Origin of the sequence: Bradyrhizobium monzae, assembly GCF_021458635.1 — a bacterium.
GTDB lineage: Bacteria > Pseudomonadota > Alphaproteobacteria > Rhizobiales > Xanthobacteraceae > Bradyrhizobium.
The window spans coordinates 383582-407183 of the sequence record NZ_JAIRDQ010000001.1 but is presented as its reverse complement, the minus strand read 5'-3'; the positions used below and the strand labels follow the sequence as shown (position 1 = coordinate 407183).

General features: G+C 64.7%; 19 protein-coding genes, 1 tRNA gene, 1 pseudogene and 2 riboswitches. Of the genes and pseudogenes, 7 read left to right on the top strand and 14 right to left on the bottom strand.

Translation table 11 applies throughout. The features are described 5' to 3' along the window. Positions 1-78: 78 nt before the first annotated feature. The 8 genes from K3F49_RS02125 to K3F49_RS02090 form a co-directional block, all read right to left on the bottom strand. A complete protein-coding gene (locus K3F49_RS02125; RefSeq protein ID WP_234679106.1) occupies positions 79-1500 on the bottom strand; it encodes an amidase in 1422 nt (473 codons plus the stop codon). A gap of 2 nt (positions 1501-1502) precedes the next feature. Next, positions 1503-2666 carry a M20 aminoacylase family protein gene (locus K3F49_RS02120; RefSeq protein WP_234679105.1) on the bottom strand — a complete coding sequence of 388 codons (1164 nt, stop codon included), beginning with the start codon at positions 2664-2666 and terminating at the stop codon, positions 1503-1505. A gap of 27 nt (positions 2667-2693) precedes the next feature. After that, positions 2694-4199 (bottom strand): M81 family metallopeptidase, encoded by a 1506-nt coding sequence (locus tag K3F49_RS02115; RefSeq protein ID WP_234679104.1) that lies wholly within the window; start codon positions 4197-4199, stop codon positions 2694-2696. Between the two features lie 206 nt (positions 4200-4405). Then, positions 4406-6058: an ABC transporter ATP-binding protein gene (locus K3F49_RS02110; RefSeq protein WP_234679103.1), complete on the bottom strand. Its 1653-nt coding sequence runs from the start codon at positions 6056-6058 to the stop codon at positions 4406-4408. A 128-nt stretch (positions 6059-6186) separates the two neighbouring features. Continuing rightward, positions 6187-7074, bottom strand: coding sequence for an ABC transporter permease (locus tag K3F49_RS02105; protein ID WP_234679102.1), 888 nt, complete (start codon positions 7072-7074; stop codon positions 6187-6189). 18 nt (positions 7075-7092) lie between these two features. Continuing rightward, positions 7093-8034 carry an ABC transporter permease gene (locus K3F49_RS02100; protein WP_234679101.1) on the bottom strand — a complete coding sequence of 314 codons (942 nt, stop codon included), beginning with the start codon at positions 8032-8034 and terminating at the stop codon, positions 7093-7095. A 181-nt stretch (positions 8035-8215) separates the two neighbouring features. After that, positions 8216-9529, bottom strand: a complete 1314-nt coding sequence (locus K3F49_RS02095; protein ID WP_234679100.1) for a D-amino acid dehydrogenase — start codon at positions 9527-9529, stop codon at positions 8216-8218. A gap of 68 nt (positions 9530-9597) precedes the next feature. After that, positions 9598-9710, bottom strand: a riboswitch (glycine riboswitch). 3 nt (positions 9711-9713) lie between these two features. Further along, positions 9714-9818, bottom strand: a riboswitch (glycine riboswitch). A gap of 95 nt (positions 9819-9913) precedes the next feature. Beyond that, complete coding sequence (locus K3F49_RS02090) at positions 9914-11044, bottom strand: M20/M25/M40 family metallo-hydrolase (RefSeq protein WP_234679099.1); 1131 nt, start codon at positions 11042-11044, stop codon at positions 9914-9916. Between the two features lie 268 nt (positions 11045-11312). Here K3F49_RS02090 and K3F49_RS02085 point away from each other — a divergent pair, with 268 nt between their 5' ends. After that, the gene (locus K3F49_RS02085) at positions 11313-12923 is read left to right on the top strand and encodes an ABC transporter substrate-binding protein (RefSeq protein WP_234679098.1); all 1611 of its coding nucleotides are present in this window, start codon (positions 11313-11315) and stop codon (positions 12921-12923) included. Positions 12924-13045: 122 nt separating this feature from the next. Beyond that, positions 13046-14653: an ABC transporter substrate-binding protein gene (locus tag K3F49_RS02080; protein ID WP_234679097.1), complete on the top strand. Its 1608-nt coding sequence runs from the start codon at positions 13046-13048 to the stop codon at positions 14651-14653. Between the two features lie 75 nt (positions 14654-14728). Here K3F49_RS02080 and K3F49_RS02075 read toward each other — a convergent pair whose 3' ends face one another. Both K3F49_RS02075 and K3F49_RS02070 read right to left on the bottom strand, forming a co-directional pair. Continuing rightward, entirely contained in the window at positions 14729-14869 is a 141-nt protein-coding gene (locus tag K3F49_RS02075) for a hypothetical protein (RefSeq protein WP_234679096.1), read from the bottom strand. Positions 14870-14923: 54 nt separating this feature from the next. After that, the gene (locus K3F49_RS02070) at positions 14924-16126 is read right to left on the bottom strand and encodes a multidrug effflux MFS transporter (RefSeq protein WP_452100252.1); all 1203 of its coding nucleotides are present in this window, start codon (positions 16124-16126) and stop codon (positions 14924-14926) included. Between the two features lie 225 nt (positions 16127-16351). Here K3F49_RS02070 and K3F49_RS02065 point away from each other — a divergent pair. Beyond that, positions 16352-16480: pseudogene (locus K3F49_RS02065) on the top strand (enoyl-CoA hydratase); the annotation flags it as partial. A 121-nt stretch (positions 16481-16601) separates the two neighbouring features. Continuing rightward, positions 16602-17909: a hypothetical protein gene (locus tag K3F49_RS02060; RefSeq protein ID WP_234679094.1), complete on the top strand. Its 1308-nt coding sequence runs from the start codon at positions 16602-16604 to the stop codon at positions 17907-17909. A 746-nt stretch (positions 17910-18655) separates the two neighbouring features. Here K3F49_RS02060 and K3F49_RS02055 read toward each other — a convergent pair. Together K3F49_RS02055 and K3F49_RS02050 are read right to left on the bottom strand one after the other, a co-directional pair. Then, the gene (locus K3F49_RS02055) at positions 18656-18928 is read right to left on the bottom strand and encodes a hypothetical protein (protein WP_234679093.1); all 273 of its coding nucleotides are present in this window, start codon (positions 18926-18928) and stop codon (positions 18656-18658) included. Between the two features lie 284 nt (positions 18929-19212). Continuing rightward, a tRNA-Leu gene (locus K3F49_RS02050) sits at positions 19213-19301 on the bottom strand. Between the two features lie 172 nt (positions 19302-19473). Between K3F49_RS02050 and K3F49_RS02045 the strand changes: the two genes are divergently transcribed. Further along, positions 19474-19887, top strand: a complete 414-nt coding sequence (locus K3F49_RS02045) for a twin-arginine translocation pathway signal (RefSeq protein WP_234679092.1) — start codon at positions 19474-19476, stop codon at positions 19885-19887. Here the strand turns inward: K3F49_RS02045 and K3F49_RS02040 are convergent. Together K3F49_RS02040 and K3F49_RS02035 are read right to left on the bottom strand one after the other, a co-directional pair. Next, entirely contained in the window at positions 19884-21086 is a 1203-nt protein-coding gene (locus tag K3F49_RS02040) for an FAD-dependent monooxygenase (RefSeq protein ID WP_234679091.1), read from the bottom strand. The two genes, K3F49_RS02045 and K3F49_RS02040, sit on opposite strands and share 4 nt — an antisense overlap. Positions 21087-21105: 19 nt before the next feature. Continuing rightward, positions 21106-21351: a zinc-finger domain-containing protein gene (locus K3F49_RS02035; protein ID WP_007602543.1), complete on the bottom strand. Its 246-nt coding sequence runs from the start codon at positions 21349-21351 to the stop codon at positions 21106-21108. Positions 21352-21672: 321 nt separating this feature from the next. On the opposite strand from K3F49_RS02035, the gene K3F49_RS02030 reads away from it, so the two are divergent. Then, positions 21673-22809, top strand: a complete 1137-nt coding sequence (locus tag K3F49_RS02030) for a hypothetical protein (RefSeq protein WP_234679090.1) — start codon at positions 21673-21675, stop codon at positions 22807-22809. 35 nt (positions 22810-22844) lie between these two features. Continuing rightward, a complete protein-coding gene (locus K3F49_RS02025) occupies positions 22845-23600 on the top strand; it encodes an alpha/beta fold hydrolase (protein WP_234679089.1) in 756 nt (251 codons plus the stop codon). Positions 23601-23602: the final 2 nt, after the last annotated feature.

Below are 23602 nucleotides of genomic sequence, written 5' to 3'. Positions count from 1 at the left end.
CTCTCCGCATTGATTGTGCCGATGAATGGATTCCGGGCTTGCGCCAAGAGGGCGCAACCCGGAATGACTGAATTCAAGCTACTTTGCCGGCGGCTTCGGCCAGGGCTTCTGCGCGCCGCGCAGGCTCTCGAACGCCTTGGCCATGCCGAGCACGCCGATATCGTCGAAGCGGCGGCCGACGATCTGCACGCCGATCGGAAAGCCCTTGGCGTCGAAGCCGCCATTGATGGAGATGGCCGGGTTCTCCGACATATTCCACGGCACGGTATAGCAGATGTGTTCGAACGGTCTCATCGGATCGTTGGTGGGCGAGGCCCATTCCGCCGCATAGTTCACGTTCGGCGCGGTCGGCGAGATGACGTAGTCGAGCTCGCAGAACAGCTTTGATACCGCCGCGCGGATCGCCATCGTCTGGTTGAAGCCACGGATCACGTCGACGCCCGACAGTTTTGCGCCGGACTCGCCCCATTTGAAAATATACGGCAGCACCTTTGCCTGTTCGGCCGGCGTGAGCTTCGACAGATCATCCCACATCCGGGCGCGCCAGAAATTGTCGAGGCCGTCGAGCATGTCGCGGGTGAGGATGCCGTCGACTTCGGTGACGACTGTGCCCGCCGACTCGAACGCCTTTGCGGCCTTCACGGCGACCTCGCGGACCGGCTTTTCCGCCGGCAGGCCGACGCCGGCATCGAGCATCAGGCCGATCCGCAGCTTGCGCGGCGACTTTTCCAACCCTTTCCAGTTCAGAGGCTCGGCGGGCAGGCTCATGCCGTCGCGCCGGTCAGGCTTTGCGATCACGCTCATCATCAGCGCGCAATCGTCGACCGTACGCGTCATGGGACCGGCGACGCGGCCGACATAGGTGGGATCGATCGGCACGCGGCCAAAGCTCGGCTTCAGGCCGACGAGGCCGCACCAGCCCGCGGGCAGGCGAACCGAGCCGCCGATATCGGTGCCGAGATGCAGCGGGCCATAGCCGGCCGCCGCCGCTGCGCCTGCGCCGGCGCTGGAGCCACCGGGATTCTTGGAGAGGTCCCATGGATTACGTGCGAGCGCATGGAACGAGGACAGCCCCGAGGAGAGCATGCCGTAATCGGGCATGGTGGTCTTGGCGAAGATGATGGCGCCGGCCTCGCGCAGCCGCGCGGCGGGCGGGGCATCCTTCTCGGCCGGGACGAGCTTGACGCTCGCAGCCCCCAGCGGCACGGGCACGCCCTTGGTCGCGATGTTGTCCTTGACCGTGACCGGCACACCGTCGAGCGCGCCTGACGGTTCACCTCCGGACCAGCGCGCGGTCGAGGCCGCTGCCGCCTCGCGCGCGCTGTCGGGATCGAATGCATAGAGCGCCTTGAGATGCGGTTCCCACGCAGCGACATGCGCGAGCAAATCCTCAAGCACCTCGCTCGGCGAGAACTGTTTTGCGCGATAGCCCGCGATCAGATCGCTCGCGGAGAGATCGTGCAGCGAGGTGACCGTTTCCTCGACGCTCTTTTTCTGCATTGCTAACCCACCGGCATGCGCGTTTCGATAATCCGGGCGAACATGCTGGCGCCGATCGGCAGGATCTTGTCGTCGAGGACGAAGCCGGGATTGTGCACGGGCACCGAGCCGTCGTGGCCGACCCAGAAATAGGCGCCGGGAATGGTCTGCAGCATGTCGGCGAAATCCTCGCTGCCCATCTTCGGCTGGCTGCGGGTGATCACCTTGGCCGGATCGACGATGGTGCGGGCGACGTCCTCGACCACCTTGGACTGCTCGACCTGGTTGACCAGTACGCCGAAGGTGTCGCGGATGTCGACGTCGATCTCGCACTGATAGGCGCTCGCGATGCCGGCGCAGATCGTGCGGATGCGTTGGCTGATCAGGGCGCGGACTTCATCCGAGAAGGTACGAATGGTCCCGCAAAGATGCGCTTCGCCGGGAATGACGTTGTAGGCGGAGCCGGCATGGATCTGGGTGATCGACACCACCGCAGCCTGGAGCGGCTCGACGTTGCGGCTGACGACCGTCTGGATCGCTTGCGCCAGCGTGGTCGCGATGATCACCGCATCCTTGGAGCGCTCGGGCATCGCGCCATGCGCGCCATAGCCGGTGATGCGGAGGTCGAAGAAGTCGGCGCCGGCCATCGCAGGCCCGGGCAGGATCGCGATCTCGCCGAGATTGAGGTCTGGCGCGTTGTGCAGGCCGTAGAGCTCGTCGCACGGAAACTTCTCGAACAGGCCGTCCTTGATCATCGCGCGGGCGCCGCCGAGGCCTTCCTCGGCCGGCTGGAAGATCAGGTGCACGGTGCCGTCGAAATTCCTGGTCTCGGCGAGGTAGCGCGCGGTGCCGAGCAGCATGGTGGTGTGGCCGTCATGTCCGCAGCCGTGGAAGCGGCCGGGGATTTTCGAGCTCCATTTCAGATTGGTGTTCTCTTCCATCGGCAGCGCGTCCATGTCGGCGCGAAGGCCGATGCGCTTGCCGCCGGAACCCTTGCCCTTGATGACGCCGATCACGCCGGTGCCGCCGAGGCCGCGATGCACCTCGATGCCCCAGCCCTTCAGCTTGTCGGCGACCATGCCGGACGTGCGCACTTCCTCGAAGCCGATCTCCGGATGGGCGTGGATGTCGCGGCGGATAGCGGTGAGTTCGTCGGCGTAGCCGTCGATGCGGTCAATGGTGGGCATGTGTCCTGTCCGGTTGGCGTGACTTGATTAGCGGGATTTCGGCGTGAAAACGGGGCCGTTCGGCTTGATGCGGATGCCCGGACGCAGCCGCGTCCAGGGCAGCGCGGCGGTATCGGCCGGCATCGCGCCGGGCGCGGCGCAGATCATCAGCTTTTCCGCGATCGGCTCGAAGTCGGCGCGGAAGTGCACCGAGCTCTTGTTGACCAAAATCTTCTCTTCCGTCGGCTCGATGCCGACATAGCGATACATCGCCTGGTCGGCAAGCTGCGCCTTGTGCGAGGAGACGACGACGCGGACATCGCCGATGCGCAAGGCCGCGGAGGGGCCCATCTCCATTTCGCGGCCGCCATAATAGGGGCCGGCTGCGATGAAGCGGCCATCGGAGAGTTTTTCGACGACAAAGGTCTCGGTATAGGGCTCGTCGCCGGGAATGCCGGACTTGCCGCCGAGCGACAGTGTCACGGTGGCGCCGACGCCGGCCGCATGCGCGGCCTTGGCCGAGACCGGATCGTAGATCGCACCGGTCGCAGCACTCGCCTTGTTGCGCACCAGCGCGCGCAGCATGCCGGTGGTATCGGAATCGCCGCCGGCGCCCGGATTGTCCTGGGTGTCGGCGATGATGATCGGCTTGCTCGCGCTCTTCGCAAGTTCCATGGCGTGCCGCACGCCGTCATCGGGGGACCAGATCTTGCCGTCGAAATCGTCCTCGTGGCTTTCGATCAGCTTGACGATCGCATCCGCCGCGCGGTCGGCATCCCCTTGCGTCTTGCCATAGGCAAACACGCTCGGCCCGCAATCGCGGAAATCGGCGGCGGGGAAGCCCGGCGCGAAGGACAGTGTCGGAACCGCATCGCTCTCGAGCGCGGTGAGCTTCTCGTAGATGCCCTTGGTGGGAAAGTCGTTGGTGCATTGCCAGCTGATCGCGATCAGGAAGGGCAATTGGCGGAACGACTTTGCGAAGCGCTGCTTCGTCTTCAGCAGCAAAGCGAGGTGCTTTGCCGAGGCGCGGCCGGTCTCGGCCATGTCGACATGCGGATAGGTGCGATAAGCGATCAGCGCGTCCGCGTGTTCCATCATCTCGGGCGTGACGTTGGCGTGGAGGTCGAGGCTTGCGACCAGCGGAACATCCTTGCCGATGACGCGGCGCACGCGCGCCAAAATCTCGCCTTCGCCGTCATCGAAATGCTCGGTCACCATCGCGCCATGCAAATCAAGGTAGACCGCGTCGATCGGACCGGCGGCCGCGATACCGTCGACCATGACCTTCACGATGCGCTCGAAGGCGTCCTTGGTGACATGCGCCGAAGGGCTTGCACCGCAGGCGATGGTCGGAATGAGTTCCCAGCCATTGGCTTCGGCACTGTCGACGAAGCCGGCGAGCCCGACATTGATGCGCCGCATCACCTTCAGCACGCCGGCGCCTTCGGTCATCGCCGGCCAGCCACCGCCATGCTGGAAGTCGGCGAACGTCGCCTTCGTCGGAGCGAAGGTGTTGGTCTCGTGCAGGAAGCCGCCGACGGCGATACGTGTCATTCAATCCAGTCCTACGCAAATGATGCGCGCGACGTTACCCGCCTTTGCGGCAAGAGCAAGCAAGCCAGGCAATCGCGCCGCGCATAGCCTCAAGCTGTTTTGGGAATACTTGCCGCGATCACCGTCATTGCGAGCGGAGCGAAGCAATCCAGAATCCCTCCGCGGAAACGGTCTGGATTGCTTCGCTGCGCTCGCAATGGCTGGACCTACGCGCTCGCCGCCACGCCCTCCGAGACCGGCCGGAAATTCGCAAAGTCCCAGCCGCGGCCCGGCGCTGCCTCGAGCAATGCCCGCGTGTAGGCCTCCTGCGGATGCGTCAGCACTTCGGCAGCCGGGCCCTGTTCGACGACGCGGCCGTGCTGCATCACCACCACCTCGTCGCAGATTTGGGCTGCGACACGCAGATCGTGGGTGATGAACAGGATGGCGATGCCGAGCCGCTTCTGGATCTCGTCGAGGAGCTCCAGCACCTGGGCCTGCACGGAGACGTCGAGCGCGGAGACGGCTTCGTCCGCGACCAGCACGTCCGGATCGAGCGCGAGCGCGCGCGCGATGGCGATACGCTGGCGCTGGCCGCCGGAGAACTGGTGCGGATAGCGCGACACGGCATCAGCAGGGAGACCGACGAGCTCGAGCAGCTCGCGGGCGCGCTTCATCGCGTCGGCATGCGAGACGCCGTAATTGATCGGGCCTTCCGCGATGCTCTCGCCGACGGTGACGCGCGGGTTGAGCGAGCGGTAGGGGTCCTGGAACACGATCTGGATCTTCTGCCGATGCGGCTGCAGCAGGCGGCGCGAGATGTCGGAGATCTCGCGGCCGGCGAGCCGCACGCCGCCGGAGGTCGGATCGATCAGGCGCACGATGCAGCGCGCCACCGTCGACTTGCCCGAGCCGCTCTCTCCGACAATGCCGAGCGTCCGCCCCTTGCGCAGCGTCAGCGTCACCTTGTCGGCGGCAACGACCTCGCGGCCTTTGCCGAAGAACGCGCGCTCCTTGTAGACCTTGCTGAGGTCGTTGGCTTCCAGCACCACCGGTTCCTTCGTTTCAGGCCGGGCCGCACGCGGCACAAGGCTCGGCACCGAGGCGAGCAGGTTGCGGGTGTACTCCATGGTTGGATTGCGCAGGATGGAATCGAGTGTGCCGGTCTCGACCAACCGGCCCTGCCGCATCACGGCGACGCGGTCGGCGATCTCCGCGACCACGCCCATGTCATGGGTGATGAACAGCACGGCGGTGCCGTGATCGCGCTGGAGGTCGCGGATCAGGGTCAAGATCTGCTTTTGCGTGGTGACGTCGAGCGCGGTGGTCGGCTCGTCGGCGATCAGCAGCTTCGGCTCCAGCACCAGCGCCATCGCGATCATGATGCGCTGGCGCTGGCCGCCGGAGAGGCGGTGCGGGTAGGAGGCGAAGATGCGCTCGACCTGGGGCAGGCGGACCTGCTCCATCATGTCGAGGATGCGCTTCCTGCGTGCCTTGGCGTCGAGATCGGTGTGGGCGCGCAAGACTTCGTCGATCTGGCGGCCGACCGGCACCACCGGATTGAGCGCGGTCATCGGCTCCTGGAAGATCATCGCCATCTGCGTCGCGCGCAGCTGGCGCAGGCGGCGGTCGGTCGCGGTGAGGATCTCCTCGCCGACGAGCTTCACGCTGCCGCCGGTCGGGACCAGCGTGCCCTTCGGCAGCAGGCCCATCGTGGTGAGCGAGGTCACCGACTTGCCCGAGCCGCTTTCGCCGACGAGGCACAGCGTCTCGCCCTGGTGCACCTGGACCGAGATGCCGTCGATGATCTTCGGTCCGCCCGGTTTCTTGCCGACGGAGACGACGAGGTTGTTGATGTCGAGGATAATGTTGTTGGTCATCAGGTCACTCCGACGTCATTGCGAGGAGCGAAGCGACGAAGCAATCCAGAAATCTTTCTGCAGAGGCAGACTGGATTGCTTCGCTTCGCTCGCAATGACGGAACAAGTGGCTAGGCCGGAGGAGCAAATCACTTGCCCTCCCGCTGCTTCATGCGGGGATCGAGCGCATCGCGGGCGGCGTCGCCGATCAGGTTGATGCTGAGAATGGCGATCGAGAGCAGCAGGCCCGGCCAGAAGATCAGCGTCGGCTTGAGCTGAAAGTACTGGCGGCCCTCGGCCATGATGTTGCCCCAGGTCGGCGTCTCCGGCGAGATGCCGGCGCCGAGGAAGGAAAGGATGGCCTCGGTGAGGATGGCGGAGGCGCAGACATAGGTGCCCTGGACGATCAGCGGGGCGATCGTGTTCGGCATCAGATGCCGCCACATGATCTTCGGCAGCGAGGAGCCGACCGAGATCGCGGCTTCGACGTAAGGCTCCTCGCGCGCCGACAGCACCACCGAGCGCACCAGGCGCGCCACGCGGGGGATCTCGGGGATGGTGATCGCGATCAGCACGGTCCAGATGCTGGCGCCGGACAGCGAGACCACGGCGATCGCGAGCAAAATGCTCGGCATCGCCATCAGGCCGTCCATGACGCGCATCAGCACGGAATCGACCAGCTTGAAGAAGCCGGAGACGAGGCCGATCGCAAGGCCAATGACGATCGAGAGGATCGCCGAGCCGATGCCGATCAGAAGCGAGATGCGACCACCATAGATGACGCGCGACAGCAGATCGCGCCCATAGGCGTCGGTGCCGAGCAGGAATTGCGTGGAGGAGGGCTTGAGCCGCTGCGACGGCGCGAGCTGGATCGGATCGTGCGGCGCGATCAGTGGCGCCAGGACCGAGATCAGCACGATCAGCGAGAGCAACACGGTCGCGGCGGCGATGATCGGTGTCGAGGTGAGGAAGCCGAAACGCGGCCGCAGCGGCGACGTGATCGGGATGGACGACTGGGGAAGGGTATCGACTGACATCTTGTTCTTGTCCTTGCCTCAGTACCGGATCCGGGGATCGAGCAGCGTGTAGGCGACGTCGATCAGGAGATTGACGACGACGTAGATCAGCGAGGTCAGCAGGATCATCGCCTGGATCACCGGATAGTCGCGCGCCAGCACCGCGTCCACGGTGAGGCGGCCGATGCCGGGGATGTTGAACACGCTCTCGGTGACGACGACGCCGGAGATCAGCAGCGCAAAACCGGTGCCGATCACGGTGATCACGGGCACGGCGGCGTTACGCAGGGCGTGCCGCATCATCACCGCGACCTCGTTGATGCCCTTGGCGCGTGCCGTTCGCACGTAATCCTCGCCGAGCACGTCGAGCATCGCCGCGCGCGTCATGCGCGCGATCAGCGCGATGTAGATGAAGGAGAGCGCGCAGGTCGGCAGGATGATGCGCTCGAAGAACGCGCCGAAGCCGCCCGAGATGCTCTTGAAGCCCTGCACCGGCACCCAGCGCAGGTCGATCGCAAAGACCTCGATCAGGACATAGCCGACCACGAACACCGGCACCGAGAAGCCGAGCACGGAGAGGCCCATCACGAAACGGTCGATCCAGGTGCCATGCTTCCAGGCCGCAATCACCCCTAAGGGCACCGCGACGATGACGGCGAGGATGATGGTCGACAGCGCGATCGAGATCGACGGTTCGACGCGCTGGCCAATCATCTTCATGACCGGCAGGTTGGAGATCAGCGAAGTCCCGAGATCGCCGTGCAGGAGCTTGCCGACCCAGGTGATGAACTGCACGATCAAGGGCTCGTTGAGGCCGAGCGAGGCGCGAATGCGCTCCAGCCGCTCCGGCGTCGCATTGTCGCCGGCGAGGATCGCGGCCGGATCGCCGGGCGTCAGTCGCAGCAGCAGGAACACGAACAGCGCCACGACGCCCATCACGGGCACCGCAGCCAGAACGCGGCGAATGAGATAACCTAGCATGCACCTATCTCCGGCTGCGGAACTTGCGACGCCGTGAGACGCCGGTGGATTCTGTCGTGTCTATCATGCGCGCCTGTCACTCGGGCTGAAAAGCCGGCCCGAGAGCCGTCTTCTTGGGGCAAATTGTGTGCCAAGGGCAGGGCGGTCGCAAGAGCCCGCCCCGTATCGGTTTGCGGCCAACTCAGGATGCACGGCGCATCTCGTGCTCAACCGCAAGTTCTCCGCGAAACGAGGGGACGGTTGCCGGTGCGTCGAGCCCGCGCCAGCCATCGATGGTTCCGGCAATCATCTGCGCGGTCGCGGCCGACAGCGTCCAGCCGAGATGGCCGTGGCCGGTGTTGAAGAACACGCCGGGCATCCGCCCCGCGCGCACCACCGGCATCATGTTGGGCATCATCGGCCGGAGCCCGGCCCAGGGAATAATACGAGACGTCTCGACCGCCGGAAAATTGCTGCGCACCCAGTCGACCAGCGGCTGCACGCGGTCGGCCGGGATGTCGCGGTTGAAGTCGTTGAACTCGGCCGTGCCGGCCACACGAAAACGGTCGGCGCCGAGCCGGCTGGTGACGATCTTGGCGGCTTCGTCGAGCAGGCTGACGGTCGGCGTCGCATCGCGGCTCTCGGCGGTGTCGAGCTGCACCGTGATCGAATAGCCCTTCACGGGATACACATTGACGCGTTCGTCGAGCAGGGCCGCGAAGTGACGGCTGGCAACGCCGGCGCAGACCACGACGCCATCGACCGTCAGCATGCCGCGCGCGGCGGCGAGCGCGTCGCTTGCGGCGAGATCAGCCCAGCCGATGACGAAGCCGCCGCCCGCTTGCGCGATGGAATCGATATTGGCTTCATGGACGAAGGTTGCCCCGCGACGCTTGCAAGCCTCAGCCAGCCCGCGCGTGAATTTGTGGATATCGCCGGTCGCATCCGACGGCGTGTAGAAGCCGCCGAAATAGTCCTTGCGTAGCGTCGGCTCGATGTTGCGAATTTCCTCTGGCGTCACCGGACGCCGGTCGAGCCCACCTTCCTGCAGCAGCGCATTGACGCGCAGGCCGGACTCAAAACCCTTCTTGTCGTGATAGATGTGGAGGATGCCGCGACGTTCGAGATCGAAGTCGATGCCTTCGCGTGCCGCAATCTCGAACAGATGCTTGCGGGCTTCGATCGCGAGCCGCGTGGTCAGAATCGTATTGGCGCGGTAGTTGCCGATGTTGGCGACGAACTCGCTCATCCAGGAATATTTGTGCCAGTTCGGCCGCGGGTTCATCAGCAGCGGCGCGTCGCGCCGGAACATCCAGCGCAAGCCCTTCATGATCGTGGCGGTGCTGTTCCACACCTCGGCATTGCTGGCGGAGAGCTGTCCGCCGTTCGCAAACAAGGTCTCCATCGCGGCATAGCGGTGCTTGTCGAGCACCGTCACCTCAAAGCCGCGTTCGAGCAGGGCATAGGCGGTCGTTACGCCGGTGATGCCGGCGCCGATGATGGCGATATGGGTCATGATGAAGTCGGGGCTCCCGTGAGTTAGAGACGGCTAACCGCCGGCTCGAAAGCCGTTGGCGGCGCCCCATCTGTCACGGTTACCTGAGAGCTTGATCCGACATGGACCTCAGCGAGGTCTATGCGGACTATCCCCTTCGGTGGACGTCACGACGTCTGAATCGTGCCGTCTCTCTCCAGATCGTCCTGACGATACAGTCCTTTTGCCTGAGAGTTTCCGGGGCGGTTGCTCCGTCGGCGCCGCAATGAAAGCTGAATGCTCTCACTGCGATCTCTCCCGCATCGTCGCGTGGACCATCGAGCAGTACGATGCGCCTCATTTTTAGACAAGGCTAAATTTCCGCCGCGGCTGCCAACGCATTGTGCAGTGCGAAGTTGATTCAATTTACTCCAGCGTCGCCAACAGTCCCGCCATCAGGCGTCCGCGCTCGACGAGGCTGTCAACCTCGATGAACTCCTCGAGCGTGTGGCCGTTGCCGCCGCGTACGCCCAGGCCGTCGAGAGTCGGGATGCCCATCGCGCCGGTAAAGTTGCCGTCGGATCCTCCGCCGGAGCTTGCATGCGGTAATTCCGCGCCGAGAGATTTTGCGATGCCGCGCGCCGTTTCATACAGCGCCATGGTGCCGGTATCGGGCTCCCACACCGGACGAGTAACGCCGCGCGTCACCTTGAAGGAGACGTCGTTGGCGGTGCCCGACAGCGCCAGCATCCGCTCGACGCCACGATCGAGATCGGCCTGGCGCTTGGCCATCGAGAGCGCTTCGCCGGTGGCTGTCGTCGCAACGCAATTGACCCATTGGCCGCCATGCACGACGCCGACCGAGAAGGTGCAGTCCTCCGTCGTCATCGCGTCGATCGCAAGGATCTGCCGTGCCATCTCGCGGATCGCCGAGCGCCCCGCCGACAATGTCGCACCGGCATGGCTTGGCCGTCCCGTCGCTTCCAAATTGAAACGCGCGATGGCGTAACGTCCGGTGGTGACGCCGTTGTCGGCGCGGCCGGGCTCGGGCACCAGCACATATTTGTTGCGCGCAGCTTCCGCCTCGATGATGTCGCGCGTCGAGGGCGTGCCGACCTCCTCGTCCGGCGTGAACAGAATGGTGATCGGTAGGGGCGTGGTGAAGGACGCGCGCGCCAGCTGCCGGATCGCTTCCAGCGAGAGATAGTTGCCGCCCTTCATGTCGTAGATGCCGGGGCCGTAGCACTTGTTGCCCTCGCGCCGCCATTTCAGCTTCTCGATGGTGCCGACCGGGTGAACGGTATCCATGTGCCCGGCGATCAGGATGCCCGGCTCGCCTTGCTTCGGATGCGGGAAGCGCGCGCGGATAACACCGCCGAAGCCCTGGCGACCGCCAATGCGCTCGATGGTCGCACCCATGATCGCCATATCCCGCGCTGCGATATCGAGCATGCGGTTGACCGCGCCTGCATCCCAGGTCGGGCTTTCGCATTCCACCCAGGAGCGCAGGCCCTCGAGCATCGCCTCGGAATCGAAGGGAAGATTGGCTGGATTCATCTGAATGTCTCTCAAGCATCGAAAGATGGAATGCGCATTGCATCAGCGCGGGCAGGACAAGCGGGGAGAGTTGTAGAGCCAAACCGATCTTTGTGGAGCCCGTGCATGCGATGCCATGGGCTGCACCGAAACCGGATTGACGCGCTCAAGACTGTCTGCAAGTCTCGAAAGATAAAGGCATTGCATGAGGTTAGTTCGCCTAAGGAACGAACCGAATGCTCAATCAATAACCCGCCTTTGAACAGTTTCACGTCAGGAGAAACTTTCCATGTTGAGCTTGATGCGCCGGGGGCGTCGCGCGTTCGCCTCCAAACTTGCGCTATCGGTCGTCGCGCTTGCAGCAGCAATGGCCTCGCCGGTGTTTGCTGCGGGCAAGACCATCACCGCGGTGATGCACTCGGATCTGCGCATCATCGATCCGATCTTCACCACCGCCTACATCACGCGTGACCACGGCTACATGGTCTATGACACGCTGATCGCGACGGATTCGAACTTCAAGATCCAGCCGCAAATGGCGGATTGGAAGATCTCCGACGACAAGCTCACCTATACGTTCACGCTGCGCGACGGCCTGAAGTGGCATGACGGTACGCCGGTAACGGCGGAAGACTGCGTTGCGTCGCTGAAGCGCTGGGCCGCCGTCGACGGCATGGGCCAGCAGATGATGACCTTCACGGCCAGCATCGAGGCGACCGACGCCAAGACCATTACGCTGAAGCTGAAGGAGCCCTACGGCCTGGTGCTGGACTCGATCGGCAAGCCGTCCTCGCGCGTCGCCTTCATGATGCCGAAGCGCCTCGCCGAGACGCCGCCGGACAAGCAGATCCCCGAGCAGATCGGCTCCGGTCCGTTCAAGTTCGTGCAGGGCGAATTCCAGCCCGGCGTGAAGGCAGTCTACGTCAAGAACACCGACTATGTGCCGCGCAAGGAGCCGTCGAGCTGGACTGCCGGCGGCAAGGTGGTGAAGGTCGACCGCGTCGAGTGGATCACCATGCCGGACTCGCAGACCGCGGTGAATGCGCTGCAGTCGGGCGACATCGACTTCATGGAAGTGCCGCCGTGGGATCTGCTGCCGGTGCTTGAAGGCAATGCCGACCTCAAGGTCGAGACGCTGAACAAGTTCGGCTACCAGACGCTCGGTCGCATGAACTTCCTCTATCCGCCCTTCGACAATCCGAAGATCCGCCGTGCGGCCTTCCTGGCGATGAACCAGAAGGACGTGCTCGACGCGCTCGTCGGCAACCCGAAGTACTACAAGATCTGCGGCGCCTTCTTCATCTGCGATACGCCGTTCGCAACCGATGTCGGCTCCGAGACGCTGGTCAAGGGCAACGGCATGGCGGAAGCCAAGAAGGCGCTCGCCGAGTCCGGCTATGACGGCACGCCCGTCGTGGTCATGGTGCCCGGCGATGTCGTGACGCTGAAGGCGCAGCCGACGGTCGCGGTGCAGCTGCTCCGCGAAGCCGGCTTCAAGGTCGATGCGCAGGCGACCGACTGGCAGACGGTGGTGAGCCGTCGCGCCAGCCAGAAGCCCCCGAAGGAGGGCGGCTGGAACATGTTCTTCACCAACTGGGTCAGCGCCGACGTGTCCAACCCGATCTCCAATCTTTCGATCGGCGGTCAGGGCAAGAAGGGCGGCTGGTTTGGCTGGGCGGAAGACGCCAAGATCGAGAAGCTCAAGGACGACTTCGTCCGCGCGGCCTCGCTCGACGATCAGAAGAAGATCGCGACCGAAATCCAGAAGGAAGCCTACGATCAGGTGATCTACGTGCCGCTCGGCCAGTATCTGGCGCCGAGCGCATGGCGGAAGTCGCTCTCCGGCGTGCTCGACGGCCCGGCGACCCCGGTGTTCTGGAACATCGACAAGTCCGAATAAGGCGAGGGTGCATTAGCGCCTTCTGAACCGACTATCACGCGGCGCCGCTGTCATCAGCGGCGCCGCTCGCCAAAGGAACGCGTCAGGAGAACTCGTCAGCAGAACTCGTCAGGAGAACTTCAATGTTCCAACTCATGCGCCGTGGGCGTCGGGCGTTCGCCTCCACACTTGCGATGTCAGTCTTGGCGCTTTCGGCGCTCGCCTCGCCGGTTCTTGCCGCAGGCAAGACCATTACCGCGGTGATGCATTCGGATCTGCGCATCCTCGATCCGATCTTCACCAGCGCCTATATCGCGCGCGACCATGGCTACATGGTCTACGACACGCTCATCGCGACCGATTCGAATTTCAAGATCCAGCCGCAGATGGCGGACTGGAAGATCTCCGACGACAAGCTGACTTACACCTTCACGCTGCGCGATGGTCTGAAGTGGCATGACGGTATGCCGGTCACCGCGGAAGATTGCGTTGCTTCGCTGAAGCGCTGGGCCGCTGTCGATAGCATGGGGCAGCAGATGATGCTGTTCACCGCGAGCATCGAGGCGACTGACCCCAAGACCATCACGCTGAAGCTGAAGGAGCCGTACGCGCTCGTGCTGGACTCGATCGGCAAGCCGTCCTCGCGGGTCGCTTTCATGATGCCGAAGCGTCTCGCCGAGACGCCGGTGGACAAGCAGATCCCCGAGCAGATCGGCTCCGGCCCCTTCAAGTTCGTGCAGGCTGAATTCCAGCCCGGGGTGAAGTCGGTCTATGTCAAGAACACCGACTATGTGCCGCGCAAGGAGCCGTCGAGCTGGACTGCCGGCGGCAAGGTGGTGAAGGTCGACCGCGTCGAGTGGATCACCATGCCGGACGCCCAGACGGCGTTGAACGCGCTGCAGTCGGGCGACATCGATTTCATGGAAATTCCCGCCATCGAAATGTTGCCCGCCATCGAAGCCGACAAGGACCTCAAAGTCGAGATTCTGAACAAGTTCGGCTTCCAGACGGGCGCTCGGATGAACTTCCTCCATCCGCCGTTCGATAACGTCAAGGTTCGCCGCGCGGCACTCATGGCGGTCAACCAGAAGGACGTGCTCGATGCGCTGATCGGCAATCCCAAATACTACAAGACTTGCGCCGCGGTCTTCATCTGCGACACACCGTTCGCGACGGAGATTGGCGGCGAGATCCTCGCGAAGGGTGGCGACGTTGCTGCGGCCAGGAAGGCGCTCGCCGAATCCGGCTACGACGGGACACCCGTCGTGCTCATGGCGCCGGGCGACGTGCTGACATTGAAGGCTCAACCGATTGTGGTGGCTCAGCAGCTGCGCGAAGCCGGCTTCAAGGTCGACTTGCAGGCCACCGACTGGCAGACGGTGGTGAGCCGGCGCGCCAGCCAGAAGCCCCCGAAGGAGGGCGGCTGGAACATGTTCATCACGAACTGGGTCAGCGCCGACGTCTCCAATCCGATTTCCAACATCGCCGTGGGCGGGCAGGGCAAGAAGGGCGGCTGGTTCGGTTGGGCGGAGGATGCCAAGGTCGAGCAGCTCAAGGACGCCTTCGTCCGCGCGGCCTCGCCCGACGAGCAGAAGAGGATCGCGACCGAGATCCAGAAGGAAACCTACGATCAGGTGCTTTACATGCCGCTCGGCCAGTATCAGTCGCCCAGCGCCTGGCGGAAGTCGCTGACCGGTGTGATCGACGGCCCGGCGACACCGGTGTTCTGGAACATCGACAAGTCGGAGTAAGCAGCCGCGCATCGCCCGAAAACGCAGCGCAGGAATTCAGCGCAAACATGCGCAGTCCGGAGTAGGGCGCGTCTCTCAGCAGTGGCTGTCGCGCACCCCTTCAGGGCCTTCGCTTGCGAAGGGCGGTGTGAAGGCGGGCTGCTTTACGCCGGCATCCTTTCGCTGCGCCTCAGTCAGTTCCGGCGCGTGATCGGTTTCGTTGCGTTTCGGTTCCATGAGGCGACCTCTCGAAAATGCTGCAGGACAACATCGAGGCGCCTGCGAAGTTCCTCACACGAAGGGGCGATGATGCGGCTTGAACAGCCGTCCCTTCTCCACCACCAGCACGATCGCGAGTGCTGCAAGCGTCGACAGGAAGAATCCGATCGAGAACGGCAGCAGCGTGCCGTCGAAACTCTGGCCGATCGCCGTTCCGACCGCGATGCCGATCAGCGTCGTGATCGAGCCGTAGAGCGAGGAGGCGGTGCCTGCGATGTGGCCCTGCGGCTCCATCGCGAGCGCGGTGAAATTGGCGACCATCATGCCGAACGAGAACATCATCAGCGCCGACAACGCCATGAATAGCGGAAGCGGCAGCACACCGAGGATCTGGGTCAGCAGCATCACGCCGGCCACCGCGGTGTAGAGCGTCAGCGCGCCGTGCGAGATCACGCGCATGCCGAGCGTGCCGACCAATCTGGCGTTGAGGAAGCCGGCGACGGCTGTGCCGGCCGCGATCGCCGCAAAGGCGAGCGGGAAATAGTGGCCGAGGTGATAGATGCCGGTGAACACCTGCTGCGCCGAGAACACGTAGGCGAACAGCGCGCCCATGACGGCGCCGGCGGCCGTCGCATAACCGATGGTCTGGCGATTGGTGACGGTCTGGCGGAAGGCCGAGAACACGTCGGCGGGCGCCAGCGATCTGCGTTCGGACTCGGGAAGGGTTTCAGGCAGCCGCAACACGCTCCATGCCAGCGCAAGCACGCCGTAGACCATCAGTACGACGAAGATGCCGCGCCATTGCGTGACCAGCAGCACGGCCTGTCCGAACGAGGGCGCGATCACGGGCACGGCGATGAAGATCATCATCGCAAGCGACATCACGCTCGCCATGCGGCGGCCGGCATAGCAGTCGCGCACGATCGAGGTCGCGATCACGCGCGTCGCCGAGGTGCCGAGGCCTTGCAGTGCGCGCGCGAGCAGCAGCGTCTCGAACGAGGGCGCCGCGACCGCCAGCACGCTCGCCACCGCATAGACCGCCATGCCGCCGAGCAGCACCGGCCGACGCCCGAACCGGTCCGACAACGGGCCCATGACGAACTGGCCGGCGCCGAAGCCGATCAGGAAGGTCGACAGCACGAGCTGGAGATGGTTGGCGTTGGGAATGCCGAAGGCCACGCCGATATTGGGCAGCGCGGGCAGCATCATGTCCATCGCGAGCGGATTCAGCGCCATGATGGACGCGATCACGACAACGAATTCGGGAAAACCCATTGGACGGTGTCCCGAGGACACCCAGTCGTCAGCATTGACCTCGGACAAGCAGCTCACCTCTGATTTCAGAGGTCATATCTCATCCCCATGCTGCATCGCACAACCCTTGTTTTGGGATGGCTGTCAGGCAGGGCCGGGGACGGACAACAAATGGTGAAGACACGCCGCGCAAGCTCTGCCGCGCCGTGAATGCCGTGGTCACGTAACTCTGCCTCCAGCCACGCGTCGGCCGGCGCCGACATCGCCGAATTCTCCGAGAGCGTGAAGGCCGGTCTCGATGCCGAGGCAAAAGCCTTCGTGCGGCGCGGGCAGGCGATGACGGCGCGCATGGAAGCGTTTCCGAAACCAGGGATTCACCATAACAGCGCGGACAACCCATCGGGGAGATGAATCCGCAACGCATCCTGTCCAATGTGGCCCGACCGTACGCCGGATCAGGCGCCGACGGAACTTAGGAAACAGGCAGGGTACAGGCGTGTCCGACATCACCGGAACAGCACGATGGTCAGGACCGTCGGCCGACATGGCCGGCAAGCGCAACGCCTGGCTTGCCTGCCTGATCGCGCTGGTGGCGATGCTGGTGTTCGGCAATCTCGCCAACTATGCCGTGCCCGATATGAATTACGGCTGGGACGCTCGCGTCAACTGCGCCGCGGTCGATGCGCATGTCGATGGGCTCGATCCGTACTACGTGAAAAATCTGAAGGGCACCAAGTTCTCTTATACCTATCTGCCGGCGACGCTGGATGCCTTTCGTCCGTTGTGCGCAAGCGGCTTTCTTGTCGGCCATCAGCGCGGCGTCTTTCTCGCCATCGCCGTGCTCTGTAGCCTGTTGCTGCCCGGGATCGGCCGGACCCGCAGCATGGGTGACGTGGCGCTGAGGGGACTTTACGTGCTCGGCGCGTTCGTCGGTTTCGAATGGGTGCTGGCCTCCGGCAATTTCGCGATCCTCAGTGGCGGACTGACGGCCGCAGCACTTGCCCTTCTGCTTCGCCCCGCCAAGCCCGACGATCAAGATGACGTCCTTCGTATGGCAGGGGCGGCACTGCTTGGCCTCGTGATGTCGTTCAAGCTGGTCTTCTTCCCGTTGCTGGCCGCGCTGTATTTCCTGCCGCTGTCGCGGCGGCGGAAACTTGTCCTGATGACGGTGGCGGGCCTTGGCTTCGCGCTGCCGATGCTGATCTCGATCGCCGTCTATCCAGGCTTGTTCTCGAGCTGGTTGCTCGCGATCACGGGCGGGATCCCCGGTCAGCTTTCGGTCCGGATCGGGGAGACCAATCCATCGCTGCTACTGTTGGCGCAGGCCATCGTGGACCGCGTGGGGCTTGCCGACAGCAAGCCGCTGGTGTTCGCCATTTACGCAGTGGCGGCGACCAATTTGGTGCTCGCGCCGCTCGGCTGGTCGCTGCTGCGCGCGATCCGCAACAATGGGGGATCGTTGCCAGCCCGCCTCGACCGCTGGCTGATCGATCATCCGCAGGCCGCGATGCGGATCACGGTGCTTGCGATGTACGGCCTCTATCTCAGCTCGCCGCGCCTGAAGGAATATGCGTTTTTCGAGCTCGCGGTCTACGCCGCCGTCCTGATCGTCGATCTTCCGGCCACAGCCCTTGCAGCCGTGCTGACCATCGGCGTTGCCGTTCCGACGCTGGTCTCGATCATGGGGATTACGATCGAAGGTGGCTTTGTCCAGCTTGCGGTCGCGCTGATGTGCTTCTGGATCCTGTTGCTCGATTTTCGAGCCGAGCCGACACGCCTCGCGCAGCAGGGCGTGCGTCCATGACGAGTGTCGCCCCGTCCGCAGATGCGGGAGAGCAGCGGTCGTTTGCCGCAGGGGCGCCGCGGAGGGGCCGGTTGAGCCGCTTCCTGCTGATCTTGGCCGTATTGCTCCCCACGGCCGTCGCCGTCGATCTCAGCGTCAACAACACCTTCGGCTCGGACGTGCGGGTGAACTGCGCGGCGGTCGACGCCCATGGCGAGGGGCGCGATCCCTATTTCGTCAGAAACCTGAAGGGCACTGATCTTTCATACCCTTATCTTCCGGTCACCCTCGATGCCTTTCGGCCGCTCTGTGCCGGCGGCTTTCTGGGCGCGCACTACAAGGCCATCTATCTCGTGCTTGGGCTGATCTGCGTCCTGCTGCTGCCCGGTCTCGGCAGAGGCCGCGATGGCCTGCGTGATGTCGTGCTGCGTGGCGTGTTCGCGCTGGGTGGTTTTCTCGGGTTCGAATGGGTTTTGGCGAGCGGCAATTTCGCGATGCTGAGCGGTCTACTGACGGCCGCATCGCTGGCGCTGCTGCTGCGTTCCGCGCAGTCGGAAGGGCACAGGGACGCGAGCTTCGTGCCGCAGCTTGCCGGTGCGGCGCTGCTCGGCCTCGTCACCTCGTTCAAGCTGGTGTTTGTCCCGGTCCTCGCAGCGCTCTATCTGCTACCGCAGCCGCGGCGTCGCAAACTCATCCTGATCGCGGTGGCGGCTTGCATGTTCGCGCTGCCGATCCTGGTTTCGGTAGTGTTCTACGGCGAGCTGTCGTCAAGCTGGTTGAGCGCGATCTTCGGCCAGATTCCCGGACAACATTCGCCGGGGGGCGAGGATAATCCGTCGCTGCTCTTCCTCGCCCAGACCCTTGCGGATCGCGTGTCGCTCGCCGGCAGCAAGTCGGTCGTTGCCGTGCTCTATGGGCTCATCGCGGTTGCGCTTCTGCTCGCGCCGCTTGCCATTGTCGTATGGCGCATGGTCAGGGTACAGGGCAGGGACGCGAAGACCTCGCCGCTCGGGGCGCTCGACGACTGGCTGATGGATCATCCCGACGCCGCGATGCGCATCACCGTGCTCGCGATGTACGCGCTCTATCTCTGCGCGCCGAGACTGAAGGTCTATGCATTCTTCGAAGCGGCGCTCTATGCTGCCATCCTCGTCGTCGACCTGCCTGCGGTGCTGGTGGCGCTCCTGCTGACGATGGCGATTGCCATTCCGTTCGTGGTGGCGGTCTCGGGCATCGCGTTCGTGGACGGATTCGACCTGCTCACGGTCGCGATCGCCTGCTTCTGGATGATGCTGCGGGCGTACTCGGTCCCGGTCAGCTCAAATGGTGCGGGCAGCCGGGGTCGAACCGGCACAGCGCTTGCGCACCGAGGGATTTTAAGTCCCTTGCGTCTACCAATTCCGCCATGCCCGCTTGATCCAACGAGATCAAACACTTAAGTCCTGCCCAGCGGTCTGGAATTGGCGCTCATGCGCTGGACAGGCGGTTCTTCCTTAAGCGAGCCGGCGGCACAAGGCAAAGCCTCAATCCGGACATCTGGCCCTGCTTTAGGCATTCTCAATTCACGGGGACTATTTTTCCGGCCATGCCTGCTTCGCTTTCCTCTTCCCTGCGCGCCCGCTGCGCGGTTGCCGCGCTGGTCGCGGCCGGCTTCGCGCTGTCCGGCTGCGCCGGCGTGAGCGAGACGATCGCTCCGGCCTTCGCCGATCCCGCCAAATACGAATTGTACGACTGCAAGCAGCTCGAGGGGGAGCGCAAGGCGCTCGCCGCCCGCACCGCCGAATTGCAGAAGCTGATGGACAAGGCGGAGACCGGGACCGGCGGCGCCGTCGTGTCCGAGCTTGCCTACCGCAACGATTACGTCGCGGTCCGTGGCTCGGCGCAACTGGCCGAAGACGCCTGGCGCCGCAATAGGTGCCGGGAAACGCCGCCCGGTGCGCCGCCGCCGGCTTCTGCGTCGCCGCAGCGGCCGGATATCAAGCCTGCGCCGAAACGCTAGGGCCGCCAGCCGTAGATCCAGTCCTGCCGCGCCAGCATGCGGTCCGGCCCGAGTGCGCGGATCGCGAGATCGCGCGCGAGCGCGACAGGGCCGCCGAGATGATAGATCCGGCCTTGCAGTCGCGCGGTGCGCTGCACCTTCCTGACCCGGGCCTGACGTATCAGGCCATATTGTTTCAGAGCAGAAGCGACGCTGCTTGCGTCCTCGGCGGTCTCGACGCTCAGATGCTGGGCCAGCACGGCCGCATCCTCGATCGCCATGCCGGCGCCTTGCGCTGCGAACGGCAGCATCGCGTGCACGGCGTCGCCGAGCAGCGCGACCGGGCCCTCAGTCCAGGGGCATCCGTCGGGAACGCCGAACAGCGCCCATTTGCGCCAGCTGTCGACGGCGGCGAGCATCATCCGCGCCGTCGGCGGCCAGCGTGGTGCGGCGAAGGCATCCATCACCTCGAAGGGATCGCCGGGCGTGCTCCAGCCCGGCCTGTTCCAGGTGCCCGGCAGCACCGCCACCACGTTGAGCTGGCGGCCGCCCGCGATCGGATAGGCGACGAGATGGGCGTTCGAGCCCATCCAGAGCTGCACCCGCCGCGCGGTGTATTCCTTCGGCAGCTGCGTGGCATCCAGCGTGCCGCGCCAGGCGATCAGCCCGGAGAAGCGCGGCTGCACTTCGGGAAATAGATGCTGTCGCACCGTCGACCAGATGCCGTCGGCGCCGATCAGGGCGCTGGCGAGATCGCTGCGGCGGATGGTCCCGCTGCGATGGACCACCGTCAGTCCCTTGGCGTGGGGCGCGACATCCTCGAATGTCGCGCCCAGCTTCAGATCGATATCGGGATGGTCCGCGACCGCGCCGGCGAGCGCGGATTGCAGGTCGGCGCGATGCACCACCCAGTAGGGGGCGCCGGCGCGATGGGCGGCGGCCTCGCCGAGCGGCATCTGCAACAGTTCGCCGCCGGCGCGTGCGCTCATGATCGAGACCGCTTCGGGTACGACGGCACGCAGCTTCAGCCGCTCCGTCAGACCGAGCTCGACCAGCACGCGGCTGGCATTGGGGGAGAGTTGCAAGCCGGCGCCGACGTCCTCGAGCCGCTCGGCCTTTTCCAGCACGACGATGCGAAAACCGCGGGCGGCCAGCGCAAGCGCAGCCGTCAGTCCTCCGATTCCGGCACCGGCAATGACGATCGTGCGCGGGAGGGCCACCCCTGACCGAGGGGGGCGATCAGGCCACCTTGTCCTTCAGCACGCATTCCGGCGGACGGGCTTCGCCCGCCTTCAGGTCGGCGGCGAAGCGGTACAGCGTCGAGCAGTACGGGCAGATGATCTCGTTGTCGTTGCCGAGATCGAGGAAGACGTGCGGATGATCGAACGGAGGGTTGGCGCCGACGCACATGAACTCTTGCGAGCCGATCTCGATGACGGGAACACCGGCATCGTTATGGAAGTGCGGGACGACATGGTCGGACATCGTAGTTCATCCTGGAGTGGCAATGGCGGCAGACACAATCAAACACTGACGCGGCATCTTTGAGGCGCTGCGGACCATAATGGTGGGTGCAGATGATTGCTAGTCTAGCGGAACCGAAAGGTTCGCAGTTGCCCCATGCTCATTTGCTCTTGCAAATTCGACACAATCTTGCGGCCTGAGAGAAGCCCTTCTTTCGTCGGGGACGTTGTGTCGCAATTTTGGCATACTATGTCTGTTGACGCGTAGAATTGCGGCAAAAGACGAACCATCAGGCGCGAATGATCTTAGGCAAATGATTTTGGGAAGGTCCAGGCTCTCGGCATGAAGTGGCTGCGAATCAGCTCAGCGTTGACCGGAATCGCTGCATGCAGCCTTGTGCTCGCACAGGTAGTACCGCATGCCCGCGAGGCCGGCGCTGTTCTCGCCGCCCAGGACGATCCCGCCGCCCTGTCCGAGCTCAAGCTCGATGCGGCTCTCGCGCGCAACGACCGCCTGATCCAGGACAATATCGAGGCGGCGCTTGGCGCAGGCGACGCCGATCTCGCCGACAGTTTTGTCGCGCTCGCGCGTGACCGCAACATCGCGCTGCCCGAGGACCTCCTGAGCCGGGTCAGCGACGCCGTCAAAACCGAAAACTCCACCTCGCATTTCGCCAGGCGCTTCGCCACCGGGCTCGTCACCGGGAATGCCGACGATGTCGCGAGCCTCTCGGGAACAGTGGCCGGCGATCTCTTCGTGATCGGCGATGTCAGGGACGCCGTTCGCGAGAGCAAGCATCTCGCGATGGGCGAGGACACCGACCGCCTCGTGCTCGGCCTTGCGACCGCGGGTCTCGCAGTGACGGCGGCGACCTATGTGTCGGCCGGCGGTGCCGCGCCGGTGCGCGCCGGGCTGACGCTGGTGAAGGACGCCCGCAAGGTCGGGCGGCTCGGCGAGGGTCTCGCCGCATGGGCCGGCCGGTCGGCGCGCGACGTCGTCGACACGCCGATGCTGCGGAATGCGGTCGCCTCCGGCTCGGTGCTGCGGCCGGGCGAGACGGTGAGCGCGATCAAGGCCGCGTTCCGCGTCGAGAAGGCCGGTGCGCTGGTCCGGCTCGGCAAGGACGTCACGCGCGTGGCCGAGAAGACCGGCACGCGCGGCGCGATGGACACGCTGCGCATCGCCGAAGGGCCCAAGGATGTCGCGCGCGCGGCGCGGCTTGCGGAAGCGCAAGGCAGCAAGACGCGCGCGATCATGAAGCTGCTCGGCCGTGGCGCGCTGCTGCTCATCGGCGGCGCGTTCGATCTCACGCTGTGGCTGCTCGGCGCGGCGCTGACGCTGTTCGGCTTGTTGTCCTCGATCAAGGCGACCACCGAGCGCCTGACGCAAGCCTGGTGCGATCGCAGGCGGCGCCGCCGGCTCCGCCAGGCGCAGTCAGCAGCCGACGCGGCTCTGGCAAACACGGCCGTCACGGCCTAAGATCAACCTCTCCCCACAACACTGCGGAACTGATGATGCCGAGCTTTCACAACGGCGCTGTTGAAATTGCCTATCTCGACGAAGGCGAGGGCGATCCGATCATCCTGGTGCACGGCTTTGCCTCGAGCAAGAACGTGAACTGGGTCTACCCGACCTGGGTCTCGGAGCTGCGCAAGAACGGCCGCCGCGTCATTGCGCTGGACAATCGCGGCCATGGCGACAGCGCCAAGCTCTATGAGCCCGCGCAATATTCGATTCCGACCATGGCCGGCGACGTGCTCGCGCTGATGGACCATCTCGCGATCCCGCAGGCCGACATCATGGGCTATTCGATGGGCGGGCGGATGACGGCCTGGCTTGGGCTGAACGAGCCGCAGCGGCTGCGCTCGGCGATCCTCGGCGGCATCGGCATCGGCGGACTGATCGAGGGCACCGGCCCCGGCGAGAACGTGGCCAAGGCGCTGGAAGCGGCCTCGCTCGACGACGTCACCGATCCCGTCGGCCGCACGTTTCGTGCGTTTGCAGACCAGACCCGTTCCGACCATCGTGCGCTCGCCGCCTGCCTGCGCGGCACGCGCGATCTCATGACCAGGGACGAGGCCGCGCGCATCGACGTGCCCGTGCTGATCGCGGTTGGTAGCACCGATGACGTTGCGGGTTCGGCCAGCGCGCTCGGTGCGATCATTCCCGGCTCGGAAGTGCTCGATATTCCCGGCCGCGATCACATGCGCGCGGTCGGCGACAAGGTCTACAAGACCGGCGTGCTGGATTTCCTGTCACGCCGCGGCTGAGG